This window comes from Falsiruegeria litorea R37 (genome assembly GCF_900172225.1).
Lineage (GTDB): Bacteria > Pseudomonadota > Alphaproteobacteria > Rhodobacterales > Rhodobacteraceae > Falsiruegeria > Falsiruegeria litorea.
The window spans coordinates 2139008-2150791 of the sequence record NZ_FWFO01000001.1 but is presented as its reverse complement, the minus strand read 5'-3'; the positions used below and the strand labels follow the sequence as shown (position 1 = coordinate 2150791).

Annotated in this window: 15 protein-coding genes and 1 tRNA gene; 13 read left to right on the top strand and 3 right to left on the bottom strand. The window is 58.3% G+C overall.

Going from position 1 to position 11784, the window contains the following annotated elements; genetic code table 11:
• Positions 1–18 precede the first annotated feature (18 nt).
• The 3 genes from TRL7639_RS10535 to TRL7639_RS10525 all read left to right on the top strand — a co-directional run bounded on the left by TRL7639_RS10535 (position 19) and on the right by TRL7639_RS10525 (position 2363).
• Positions 19–396, top strand: coding sequence for a hypothetical protein (locus tag TRL7639_RS10535; RefSeq protein WP_085795630.1), 378 nt, complete (start codon positions 19–21; stop codon positions 394–396).
• A gap of 13 nt (positions 397–409) precedes the next feature.
• On the top strand, positions 410–826 hold the full coding sequence (locus TRL7639_RS10530) for a hypothetical protein (RefSeq protein WP_085795629.1): 417 nt from the start codon (positions 410–412) through the stop codon (positions 824–826).
• Between the two features lie 439 nt (positions 827–1265).
• Positions 1266–2363, top strand: coding sequence for a tyrosine-type recombinase/integrase (locus TRL7639_RS10525; RefSeq protein ID WP_085795628.1), 1098 nt, complete (start codon positions 1266–1268; stop codon positions 2361–2363).
• Between the two features lie 239 nt (positions 2364–2602).
• On the opposite strand, the gene TRL7639_RS10520 is transcribed toward TRL7639_RS10525, so the two are convergent.
• Positions 2603–2692, bottom strand: a tRNA-Ser gene (locus TRL7639_RS10520).
• A 123-nt stretch (positions 2693–2815) separates the two neighbouring features.
• On the opposite strand from TRL7639_RS10520, the gene TRL7639_RS10515 reads away from it, so the two are divergent.
• The 6 genes from TRL7639_RS10515 (at position 2816) to TRL7639_RS10490 (ending at position 6821) form a co-directional block, all read left to right on the top strand.
• The gene (locus tag TRL7639_RS10515; RefSeq protein WP_207559654.1) at positions 2816–3685 is read left to right on the top strand and encodes a DUF2059 domain-containing protein; all 870 of its coding nucleotides are present in this window, start codon (positions 2816–2818) and stop codon (positions 3683–3685) included.
• Positions 3685–4500, top strand: a complete 816-nt coding sequence (locus TRL7639_RS10510) for a DUF2059 domain-containing protein (protein WP_085795627.1) — start codon at positions 3685–3687, stop codon at positions 4498–4500. The genes TRL7639_RS10515 and TRL7639_RS10510 overlap by 1 nt, the downstream gene beginning before the upstream one ends.
• A gap of 214 nt (positions 4501–4714) precedes the next feature.
• Positions 4715–5290 (top strand): 50S ribosomal protein L21, encoded by a 576-nt coding sequence (locus tag TRL7639_RS10505; protein ID WP_085795626.1) that lies wholly within the window; start codon positions 4715–4717, stop codon positions 5288–5290.
• An 11-nt stretch (positions 5291–5301) separates the two neighbouring features.
• A complete protein-coding gene (gene rpmA, locus TRL7639_RS10500) occupies positions 5302–5571 on the top strand; it encodes a 50S ribosomal protein L27 (RefSeq protein WP_085795625.1) in 270 nt (89 codons plus the stop codon).
• A gap of 108 nt (positions 5572–5679) precedes the next feature.
• Positions 5680–6288, top strand: a complete 609-nt coding sequence (locus TRL7639_RS10495; RefSeq protein WP_085795624.1) for a LysE family translocator — start codon at positions 5680–5682, stop codon at positions 6286–6288.
• Entirely contained in the window at positions 6285–6821 is a 537-nt protein-coding gene (locus tag TRL7639_RS10490; RefSeq protein WP_085795623.1) for a GNAT family N-acetyltransferase, read from the top strand. Before TRL7639_RS10495 ends, TRL7639_RS10490 begins: the two co-directional genes overlap by 4 nt.
• A gap of 53 nt (positions 6822–6874) precedes the next feature.
• On the opposite strand, the gene TRL7639_RS10485 is transcribed toward TRL7639_RS10490, so the two are convergent.
• Positions 6875–7240 (bottom strand): glycine zipper family protein, encoded by a 366-nt coding sequence (locus TRL7639_RS10485; protein ID WP_085795622.1) that lies wholly within the window; start codon positions 7238–7240, stop codon positions 6875–6877.
• A gap of 189 nt (positions 7241–7429) precedes the next feature.
• On the opposite strand from TRL7639_RS10485, the gene obgE reads away from it, so the two are divergent.
• The 3 genes from obgE to TRL7639_RS10470 all read left to right on the top strand — a co-directional run bounded on the left by obgE (position 7430) and on the right by TRL7639_RS10470 (position 10896).
• Entirely contained in the window at positions 7430–8464 is a 1035-nt protein-coding gene (gene obgE / locus TRL7639_RS10480) for a GTPase ObgE (RefSeq protein WP_085795621.1), read from the top strand.
• Entirely contained in the window at positions 8452–9558 is a 1107-nt protein-coding gene (gene proB, locus TRL7639_RS10475) for a glutamate 5-kinase (RefSeq protein ID WP_085795620.1), read from the top strand. Before obgE ends, proB begins: the two co-directional genes overlap by 13 nt.
• A 75-nt stretch (positions 9559–9633) precedes the next feature.
• Positions 9634–10896: a glutamate-5-semialdehyde dehydrogenase gene (locus TRL7639_RS10470; RefSeq protein WP_085795619.1), complete on the top strand. Its 1263-nt coding sequence runs from the start codon at positions 9634–9636 to the stop codon at positions 10894–10896.
• A 16-nt stretch (positions 10897–10912) separates the two neighbouring features.
• On the opposite strand, the gene TRL7639_RS10465 is transcribed toward TRL7639_RS10470, so the two are convergent.
• The gene (locus TRL7639_RS10465; protein WP_085795618.1) at positions 10913–11509 is read right to left on the bottom strand and encodes a histidine phosphotransferase family protein; all 597 of its coding nucleotides are present in this window, start codon (positions 11507–11509) and stop codon (positions 10913–10915) included.
• A gap of 49 nt (positions 11510–11558) precedes the next feature.
• On the opposite strand from TRL7639_RS10465, the gene TRL7639_RS10460 reads away from it, so the two are divergent.
• Complete coding sequence (locus TRL7639_RS10460; protein ID WP_085795617.1) at positions 11559–11741, top strand: DUF3553 domain-containing protein; 183 nt, start codon at positions 11559–11561, stop codon at positions 11739–11741.
• Positions 11742–11784: the final 43 nt, after the last annotated feature.

Here is an 11784-nt window from a genome sequence, read left to right as displayed (position 1 = left end):
AAGGAAAAGGAGTATCCTATGTTCGATCAAGAAACCGCAGCCACCCGTGCGCTGCTGAATTTCCTCGCAGAGCACAATGAGGCCCTGCAGAACGCTGCTCTCGTTCTCGGTGGCAGTTGGGCGCTGAGAAGGGTTCAGCACCTGCTCGACCATCTGGTGGTGAGCCGAGAGCTGAATCGCCGCGTCCGGCAGGATCTGGTCGCGCTGCATCAGGTTTTTACCCTGCAAAATGTTGGGGATCCCGAGCGCATCGAAACCGTGCTCTTCGCTGGCATCGACCCGGAAGACCCGATGGTCGAGGATATCTGCCTGCTTTCGGACCAGTTGGAAGACCACATGAGAGCCATCGATGCCGTCTGCGATGTGCCTGCCTTCGACCTCAGTATCGCTGCGTGAAGGAGGGTTCCAGATGCAATTCAACACAGAATTCGATCCAGAAACCCCTCTCGAGCGATCCGCCCTCAGAGCCGTCAAAACTGCTCGCTGGTTCGTCTGGGAGTGGCGTGACACAAACATCGATGTCGGTGGGCGGCGGCTGAGGCAAATGACGCCGACACTCGAACGCCTCATGGATGGTATCCTGTTCGACATGCAGGATGAAACCGTCCTGGAGGTCTTCGAGAAGGTCATAGTCGAGCACCTCAACACTCTTCTCGAAGACTACGGGACCCGTGCTCTTTATCGGAATACACGTGGTGATGAGTTGCGCAGCCATGAGTTGGAGCATGGGCGCGATCTGATCGAAACATGGAAGTCCTTCAAACATGCCCGACAGCACGTGATCGACCTCAGGCGTGCCCGCATCATCGCTGATCAGTTCGGGTGAGATTGTGTCTTCACCCGTCTCCTGTGAACCAGGAGGCGGGCTGAGACGGAACAAGTTGGTCTGCAAACTTTCGGAATGATGAAGCAGAGTAAGGGATTACCGGACCTCGGCATCGCTATCAAACCGTGTCCAATCTTTTTTCGCATTTTTCACCCTGAACACACCTCCCGGCTACGCAAACACACCCTCGTGCTGGAGGCACAACGATGAGCATTCAAACCAATCAAACAAAAATTTCGGTTTCTGAGGAAACGGCAAATGTCCTCGAAACGATGAAACCGAGGCTCAGGACGCCGGTCGTCGCAAAGCTGAGTGGTAAGTCCCGAAGGGCGATCACGCAGCACGCGGCAAACGACGACATTCCAGGCGCCGTCAAACATGGCGGTGTCTGGACGTTCGACCACGACCTGGCCCTAATATGGATAAATGAGGGCAGCAAATGTCTAACAAAGAAGAAAAACCAAAAAACATCTTCAAGCCAAATAACAGCAAGTATTGGTGGCTCCGGGTCAAGATCCACGGCGTCACCCATCGAGAGTCGCTTCGCACAACTTCTCAAAGAGTCGCGGAGAAAAAAGCCAAAGGCCGCATAAAGGAACTGAGAGGACTGGATGAGGCTGGTGAATTGGATTGGAGCTTTGGTGCTGGCCTTGCCAAATTCTATGACGTTTTGGGTTTGGAAAGCAGCTCGTGGGGTGCCGAGACGCGTAAACGCTATAGGTGCAGCCTGCGACAGATCCTGCGTGTTATCGACGGGTACTGCGACGACATTGGTTGTAACATCAAAGATTTGATGGCAGCCGAAATTACGACAGCCGTTGTATCAGAATTCGTGTCACGTAGGCGCGCAGAAGGGGTGACGGTGTCTACCATCAATCGGGATCTGACAGCGTTCGCAAATCTCATGAGGTCGATCAAAAATGACGGATGGATCGAAACAAATCCGGTTCAAAACTATGAAAAGCAAGGAATGAAAGAGATTCTGCCCGTTATTGTTCCACCGTCAGAAGCCAGCATTCAGAAGCTGTCGGCGCGGGCACCAGGCACTTTGTTCTACTTTCCCAAATTCCTGGATGCCACTGGTGGCCGTGTGACTGAGATGGCGATGTTGCTCTGGTCGGATATCTCGGGCTTCGAAAACCCCGTTGAAGGGAACGTTCAGGCGATTTTGAGAAACACCAAGGGCAAGAAGGTTCGAGCAATCGCATTGCGACAAGAGGTTATCGACATTCTGTTGAAGATCCCGCGATCAAATGCCTCGCCCTACGTGTTCTGGAATTCCACAGAACATGGCTACTACAAGGATCCGTCGAACCTCTTCTGGGAATACGGACAGGAAACAGGGTTCAATGCCCGACTTCATGATCTGAGGCACAAATTTGCCATCGAACGCCTCAAGGAAGGCTGGTCTATCTATCGCGTCCAGAAATACATCGGCCATGGGTCGGTGCTGACAACTGAACGGTACTATCTCAGGTATCTTACAGAAGAAGAAAAGGCCCGAGTTTCCGCGGATGGTGACAACGGAATTCGATAAGAAACGCCAAGTAAAATGACGAAGGGATCCCGTGATTGCGGGGTCCCTTTTTTCATGGTTGGAGAGTGCTGTCAGCGGTGGGAAGGGGCATAGAAACCGGCCCAAGGGGGCATAGTCGGCATAGCCGGGAGGCCCAAAAGGGGTCATAGTATGACACCTTTGCTTGAAAATATCTCCAATGGCAGAAAGCACACTACGCCCTGAAATGCGTGAATTATCTTTGAATTTCAGGGGGATAGTGGCGGAGAGACAGGGATTCGAACCCTGGGTGGGCTTGCACCCACAACGGTTTTCGAGACCGCCCCGTTCGACCACTCCGGCACCTCTCCGCGGGGGTCTGTGAGGGGGGGATTTAGTGATAACCGCGGGGGTGTGCAAGCACATTTTTTCGGTTTTTTGACAAAGATCGATTTTCCATTGTTCCGATGCCGAAAACCCTTAGGTTTCTTGTCATGAGTACTCTTGCCCCCCGCGCACAGCTGCGCCTCGTTTCTTTCGCTGTTCCGGCGTTCCTTGCGTTTCTTGCCCTTGCGTCGGCGCTGATACCGCAGCGTGCCGACGCTGCAGACCGTGACCAGATCGAAGCATTTCTGGAGACCACCGGGTTCGACGTTGCGTTGAACAGTATTGCGCTCACATCTTCTTCGGCGCCGACAATGTTGGGGTTGGAGCCGGGGGATTTTGGCGCCGATTGGAGCCGCCTGACCAAACAGGTCTTTGACACCGAGCAGATGCATGAGATGGCCGTCGGTATTCTTGAGCAGACGCTGGACAGCGATATTCTGGATCACGCGGTTGCGTTCTATGGCAGCGATCTCGGTCAGCGACTGGTCGAGGCGGAAAACGCCTCGCACATGGTCGAAGACGATACGTTGAAACAGGATCAAGGCCGGGCCATTGTCGCGGGGTTGGTGCGCATAGGATCACCTCGGATCGAGGTCTTGAACCGGATGAATTTGGCGATCTCGGGGACCGAGACCGCCTTGCGCGCCCTGCAAGAAATTCAGATCCGCTTTCTGTTGGCGGCCAGTGCGGCCGGGGTGGTGGAGTTGCGTCTGGACGCTGATGGTTTGCGGGCAATGATGCGCGAGAACGAGGATGAGCTGCGCGTGGCCTTGCAAAAATCCGCTTTGGCGGGGGCGGCTTATACCTATCAGGCATTCTCGGATGACGAGGTCGAAGATTACACCGAAGCCCTGGAGGAACCCGAGATGCAACAGGTCTATGAACTGCTCAACGCGGTGCAGTACGAGATTATGGCCAACCGGTTCGAAGTGCTGGCGAGACAGATGGCCGACCTGCATCCAGGGCAGGATATCTGATGCTGCGGCGAGGGGTCCTGGCTGTCGCCGCTGCGTTGGCTGCGGTTGCGGTGCCGGTTTGGGCCGACAGCGATCTCGACCGACTGACGCGCGCGATGAAGCTGGATGAGGTCGCCGAAATCCTGCGGGAAGAGGGGCTGCGATATGGCGCCACAATCGACGAGGATATGCTGGCGGGCCAAGGCGGGGCGCATTTTGCGCGGGTCATTTCCGACATCTACACCGAAGAGCGGATTTTCGGCGTTGTTCGCGAAGGGCTGGAAGCGCATCTGAACCCAGAGCAGTTGCAGGACACTGTGGCGTTTTTCGAAAGTGACCTGGGGCAGCGCATCATCACGCTGGAAAATTCGGCCCGGCGCGCGTTTTCGGATACCACCATCGAAGATGCCGCTATGGAACGATTTGAGGCCACCCCCGAAGATGACCGGTTCCTCCAGCAGCTGACCCGCTATATCGAAATCAACAACCTGATCGAGCAGAATGTCGACGGCGCATTGACCGCCGACTACAGCTTTTTCCTTGGCATGTCCGAGGGGCAGGGCGGAGAGCAGGACGATCAGGGCATGCTGGCCACCATCCTTGAGGGCCGCGATGACATTCGTGCTGACACGACCGCATGGCTCTACAGTTTCCTGATGCTTGCCTACAGTCCGCTCAGTGAGCAAGAGATGAAAGACAACATCGCCTTTTCCCGCACCGATGCGGGTGTTGCCCTGAATACGGCCCTGTTCGAAGGGTTCGATGACCTTTACAATGGGATTTCTTATGATCTTGGGGTGGCTGTGTCCCGCGCGTTGCAGGCGACTGACCTGTGAAGCCTCTGATTTCGGTTGACTTTAACCCCCAATCCGACAATAAGCGCCCATCCCGGCACGGAATCCCGCGCCGGGTTTCGTTATCGTTTTGCCCCTAAGGGCATGAATTCGCCTAACAATGGCGCGCTGTTTGCAGGTGGTACCTCGTGTGAATCGGGGGCCAAGAACGCCCGGAACCGGGGACCGAAGAACGCGGTAGAAAAAGGAAAGACGCATGTTTGCGGTCCTCAAGACTGGCGGCAAGCAGTACAAAGTTCAGGCGGGCGACACGCTCCGCGTTGAAAAATTGGCTGCAGATGCTGGCGAAACAGTTCAATTCAACGACATCCTGATGCTGGGCGGCGACGCTCCGGTTGTGGGTGCCCCGTTCGTGGACGGTGCTGCGGTTCAGGCCGAAGTCATCGACCAGATCAAAGGCGAAAAGGTCATCCATTTCGTCAAGCGCCGTCGTAAGCACAGCTCGAAGCGCACCAAAGGCCACCGTCAGAAGCTGACCCTGGTTCGGATCACCGAGATCCTGACTTCGGGTGCAGACAAGTCTGGCGTCAAGGCTGCTCCGGCCGCTGCCAAGGCAGAAGCCAAAGCAGAGGCACCTGCCGCTGCTGCGGGTTCGGACGACCTGACCAAGCTGAACGGTGTCGGCCCTGCCGCCGCTGCCAAGCTGGTTGACGCAGGGATCACCAGCTTTGCTGCCCTGGCCGCCTTGTCGGACGAGCAGATTGCTGCTATCGAGACGGTCAAAGTGAAACCCGAATGGGTTGAGCAGGCCAAAGAATTGGCTCAAGGCTAAGGAGAGAGAGAATGGCACATAAAAAAGCTGGCGGTTCCTCCCGTAACGGTCGCGACTCTGCTGGTCGTCGTCTTGGCGTAAAACTGTATGGTGGTCAGGCTGCAAACGCGGGCAACATCATCGTGCGCCAGCGCGGCACCAAATTCTGGCCGGGCGAAGGCGTTGGCATGGGCAAAGATCACACCATCTTTGCAACTGTCGACGGCGCCGTGAAGTTCCACAAGGGACTGAAAAAGCGCACCTTCATTTCCGTACTGCCCGTCGCAGAAGCTGCCGAGTAACAGCCGTAACCTGAAGGTTAAGTCAAAATCAGGGGGATCGGCGGAAACGCCGGTCCCCTTTCTCGTTCCATATCCACCAATTCACCAAGGCTTGAAGACAATTCACCCATGCCCGTCGCTACCACCAGTTTCCTGATCTTTGCCGCCAGCCAGGTCGGCACGCCAGGGCCGGCCAATATGGCCCTGCTGGCGACAGGTGCGCGCTATGGGTTTCGCTCGGCGTTGCCGTTTGTGTTAGGGGTGGCTTTGGGTAAGCAATTGGTGATCTGGCCTGTGGGCTATGGGTTGATGGAGCTGGCCGACCAGGTGCCGTGGCTGTTTACGGTTTTGAAATATGCTTCGGCTACGTACATTTGCTGGTTGGCGTGGAAGGTTGCGAACCTGCGCCTGTCGGTTGGCACGGGGCAGGACAAGGCGCCCGGATTTTTGGCCGGGTTGATCGTGCACCCGCTCAACCCCAAGGCATGGGCGATGATCGTGGCGGGATTTACCGGCTTTGTGTCTGCAGGCACATCCACGTTCGAGGCGACGCTGACAATCGCTCTCGTTTTGTTGAGTTGCCAGTTGGTGTTGCACCCGATCTGGACTTTTGCGGGCGATAAAATTGCTCAGGCGGTTGCAGGACGGCCTGCCGAGAAATATTTGATGAGGACACTGGCGGCCTTGACCGTCTTGTCCGTTCTTTTTGTGTTGTTCGGAGGAGGAGCGCACATATGAAACTGGATACAATAATCAACCAGCCGGTCATTGAAACCGAGCGGTTCGACCTGCGCCCCTTGCGCAAGTCGGATATGGGGCTGATTGAGCATTACGCATCCGATGAACGTGTCGCACGCATGACCACGTCCATCCCACACCCGCTGCCGCCGGCCGCGACCGAGGCCTTTGTCGCCCGCGCCATGGCGGAAGACCGGGACGAGGACGTCTGGGCCATGGATGGGACCAAGGATGACGGGCCCGAGCTGATGGGGTTGATCTCGCTTCAGAAGATGGACCGTGATCAGGCCGAAGTCGGCTATTGGGTTGCGCCGATTTTCTGGAACACGGGCCTTGCGTCGATGGCGGTCGAAGCGCTGGTTGTCGCCAACCCACTGGGCAGCGCCAATATGTTCGCCAGCGTGTTTCAGGACAACCCGGCCTCGGCCCGGGTCCTGACCCATTGCGGATTTCAGTATCTGGGTGACGCCGAAAGCTTTTCGGTGGCGCGCGATGCAGCAGTGCCAACCTGGACCTACAGCCGCAAACTGTAAGCCGGCGTGAAGCGGCAGGTCCCTTGCCGGGGCTTGCCAGTCATGTTGGGCGATCAGCCGATTACGTTGTGGCCGCGCCCGCGCATGCAGGTGATGACGATGTTTTTGCGGGCTTCGGTTTTGCTGACAGCATCAGCCGTGATCGCGGCCAGGGCACCAACGGCTGCGGCGCGGCCCAAATCGTCTGAGCTGTCGTTGATGATCGCGCTTGTTGCCGCACCGCCGACGACACCAACTGCCGTCGCCCCGGCTGTGTCGCCATCAACGATGGGCTTGCTGGCGGCAAGGGCCTGACATTCGGCCAGATCCGTCTGATAGGTCGCGCCCTTTGGGCCATCAACAATTGGGGTGTAACTTGCGCCCGAGTTCTCGCAGGCCGCGATGGCCAGAACAACGGGCAGGAATGCGTAGTACTTCATGGTTAATTCCAACTACAAAAATGAACTATGAGCCTCAGTATAGAGTTTGGCCGACAACGCAGACAAGGGTGAGGGCGCATAGCGCTTTCTTTCCTTGGGGCCTTGAGGTAAACGCGGGATCTAAACAGTTTTCGGCAGGTCAGAGGCCTGCTTGCGGCGCATGTGGCGCAGCGTGAGAAGGATGAAACGATGAAATTCCTGGATCTGGCCAAGGTCTATATCCGCTCGGGCGCAGGCGGCAGCGGCTGTGTCAGCTTTCGCCGTGAAAAGTTCATGGAGTATGGTGGACCCGATGGTGGTGATGGCGGCAAGGGTGGTTCGGTCTGGGCCGAGGCGGTCGAGGGGCTGAACACGCTGATCGATTTCCGCTATCAGCAGCATTTCTTTGCCAAGAACGGCCAGCCCGGCAAGGGCCAGCAGCGCACCGGCAAGGATGGTGACGATATCATTCTGCGTGTGCCCGTGGGGACCGAGATCCTGGATGAGGATCAAGAGACGGTGATTGCCGACCTTACAGCCGTTGGTGATCGCATCCAACTGGCGCGTGGGGGCAACGGTGGCTTCGGCAACCTGCACTTCAAAAGCGCGACCAACCAGGCGCCGCGCCGGGCCAACCCGGGTCAAGAAGCCGTGGAACGCACCCTGTGGCTTCGCCTGAAACTGATTGCGGATGTGGGCCTGCTGGGCCTGCCAAATGCGGGCAAGTCGACGTTCCTGGCGGCGACTTCGAACGCGCGGCCCAAGATTGCGGACTATCCTTTTACCACACTGCACCCGAACCTGGGCGTCGTGGGCGTGGACGGTGTCGAGTTTGTCATCGCCGACATTCCGGGTCTCATCGCTGGCGCTTCCGAGGGGCGCGGGATTGGCGATCGCTTCCTTGGTCACGTCGAACGCTGCGCGGTGCTGCTGCACCTGGTTGACGGCACGTCTGAAACCGTGGCCGAAGATTATCAGACGATCATCACCGAGCTTGAAGCATACGGCGGTCATCTGGCGGACAAACCGCGCGTGACTGTGCTCAACAAGATCGATGCTTTGGACGAAGAAGAACAGGAAGAGGCCCGCGCAGCCCTGGAAGAGGCCGTTGGTCACAAGGTCATGACCATGTCCGGCGTCGCGAAATCGGGCGTGACAGAGGTGCTGCGCGCGCTGCGGACCCAGATCGACGAAGATCGCCTGCGCTATAAACCTGTCGAGGAGGACGAGCCTTGGCAACCCTGACGACTGCGCAGCGGATCGTCATCAAGATCGGCTCGGCCCTGCTGGTTGATCGTGACACCGGCGATCTGCGCGCCGATTGGCTGCATTCGCTGGCGGCTGATGTGGCCTGGCTGAAAAGCAACGGAACGGATGTGATCCTGGTATCCTCGGGCTCGATTGCTCTGGGACGGGGTGTTCTGGGCTTGCCGATGACGGCACTGTCGCTGGAACAATCGCAGGCCGCGGCAGCCGTGGGGCAGATCCGTCTCGCCCGCGCCTATGAAGAGGCGCTGACGCCTCACGATATCAAGACGGCGCAGGTTCTGGTGACGCTGGAAGACAGTGAAAACCGCCGCCGCTATCTGAACTCGCGCGCAACGCTGGAAACGCTGCTGTCGCTGGGTGTGGTTCCGATCGTCAACGAGAATGACACTGTGGCCACGGACGAAATCCGCTATGGCGACAACGATCGTTTGGCGGCGCAGATTGCCGTGACGGTGGGGGCAGATCAGCTGATCCTGCTGTCGGACGTGGACGGGTTTTATACTGGCAATCCCAGCGATGACCCCGATGCCACCCGATATGATGTGATCGACGACATCACGCCCGAGATCGAGGAGATGGCGGGCGATGCGGGATCGGGTCTGTCCAAAGGTGGGATGAAGACCAAGCTGATGGCGGCCAAGATGGCCACGGCGGCGGGATGTGATATGGCGATCACCGAAGGGTCGCCCCTGAACCCGTTGAAAACGCTAGAAAATGGCGCAAATTCCACTTGGTTTACCGCTACTTTGGACCCGCAAGCCGCGCGCAAACGCTGGATCGCGGCGATGAAACCGCGTGGTGAGATCATCGTGGATGCAGGTGCCGCTGGCGCGCTTGGCAATGGCAAGAGTCTGCTGCCAGCTGGCGTCACCGAAGTGACCGGTGATTTTGGCCGGGGCGATCCGGTGGCGATCATGGACACCAATGCGCGCAAGCTGGGTCAGGGGCTTAGCCGTTACACCGCGCAGGAAGCGGATGCCATCAAGGGCCGCCGGTCTTCGGATATCGAGCCAACTTTGGGCTACCCGGGGCGTGCTGCGTTGATCCATCGCGACGACATGGCGCTTTGAGCCTCTTCTTGCTTCAAATCCATCTGCGCGCGGCGTAAATTCAAACTGCCCCGCACCCGACCAAAGGCAACCGACATGAAAGATCTCGACAACATTCCCGCGCTCATGGCTGATCTGGGCGCCCGTGCCAAAGCCGCTTCGCGTGAGTTGGGCTTTGCCAGCGCCGAGCAAAAGACCTCCGCACTCATGGCGGCGGCTGACACCGTTTGGGCGCGCCGGGCCGAGATCATCGAAGCCAACGCCAAAGATCTGGAATTTGGCCGCGATAAGGGGCTGAGCCCGGCGATGATGGACCGTCTCATGCTGGACGAGGCGCGGGTTCAGGGCATGGTTGATGGTTTGCGCACGGTCGCGCAACAAAACGATCCCGTTGGTGAAGTGATGACCGAATGGGACATGCCGAGCGGGCTGCACATCCAACGCGTGCGCACGCCTTTGGGCGTGATCGGGGTGATTTATGAAAGCCGTCCCAACGTGACCGCCGACGCAGGTGCGCTCTGCCTGAAATCAGGCAATGCGGTAATCTTGCGCGGTGGCTCGGAAAGCTTCCATTCCTCTGGTGCGATCCGTGATTGCCTGGTTGAAGGGCTGAAAGTCGCTGGTCTGCCCGAAGATGCGATCCAACTGGTGCCGACCCGGGACCGTGCGGCGGTGTCCGAGCTGCTGACCATGACCGACTATGTCGATGTTATCGTGCCCCGTGGCGGCAAGGGCCTGGTGGGCCTGGTTCAGCGCGAGGCGCGCGTGCCGGTTTTTGCCCATCTCGAAGGCATCGTGCACATCTACATCGACAAGGCCGCTGATTTGCAAAAGACACTGGATGTGGTGATGAACGCCAAGACCCGGCGTACAGGCATCTGTGGTGCGGCGGAATGCCTGCTGATCCATCAGGACGTGGTCGACACCCTGGGCCGCGATGTCATCAACGCGATGCTGGCGGCGGGTGTAGAGGTGCATGCCGAAGGCGGCTTGCAGATCGATGAGACTTTGGCTGCAACCGATGCCGATTGGGGCAAAGAGTTCCTGGACATGATCATCGCTGCACGCCCGGTTGCAGACATCGACGGGGCGATCGCGCATATTCAGACCTATGGCTCGAACCACACCGATTGCATCATGACCGAGGACAAAGAGGCCGCACAGCGGTTCTTTACCCGTCTCGACAGCGCCATCCTGATGCACAACGCGTCGACCCAGTTTGCCGATGGCGGTGAATTCGGAATGGGCGCCGAGATCGGCATCGCCACCGGCAAGATGCATGCGCGGGGGCCGGTGGGGGCAACTCAGTTGACCAGCTTCAAGTATCTGGTCACCGGCGACGGAACCACCCGCAGCTGATCAAGGGCGATCCGGTTCAATACCGGATCGTGATCTGCGTGTCGGTTTGGTCGTAGGACAGCCTACGGCCCATTCCCGCGGCAACGGCGGGCAATAGCGCAAACTGCACCTGCGCGGGCGAGACCTGGGCAGGGCCATCGGTTCTTGTCAAACCTTCCCAAAGATCGACTGCTGTCGTGATCTTGGACCCGGTGCCGGTGATGTCCCACTGATCGTCCTGCTTGCTGATCCGGATGTCACCACCAAAGGGCAGGGCGGTTTCACAGCACTGCAGCGCCAAAAAGGCCATCCGCACATCCGAGCGCGACACCGGCTCGATGGGACCCCAATGAGCCTGGATGCGGTTGCCCTTGTTCACGTCCGCCAGCAGGGCGGTGATCTCGGCCTGGCCCATCTGCTGCTCGCCCGCCGCACCAAAGGCGATGCGGAAAAAGCGGATGCGTGCGCCTGCGTTGCCCACGCTGTCGGCGATCAAATCCATTTCGGGGCCCTGCACCGCGCCGGCCATGTCCAACAGCTCCAGCCCGTTGGTGATGGCACCGATGGGGCTGATCAGATCGTGACAGATCCGCGAGCCGATCAATGCGGCCAGGTTGACGTTGCTTTCGCCCATGAGGTACCTCCGAATTGAACCTGCCAATCCGCCCAAAAATGAGAGCGCCATGACAGATCTGAATGCCATCCTTGCACCTGGCATGTACGTGCGCCACCCCGATTTTCCCGACTGGGGTGTTGGACAGGTGCAGTCCAACATCGCAGGCAAGATCACGGTCAACTTTCGCGATCAGGGAAAGGTGGTGATCGATGGCTCACGCATCGCGCTGATGCCGGTCTTTGATCCGTGAAACTGGTTGACGAATGGTTAACACGTGCGCGGGATACGGCATC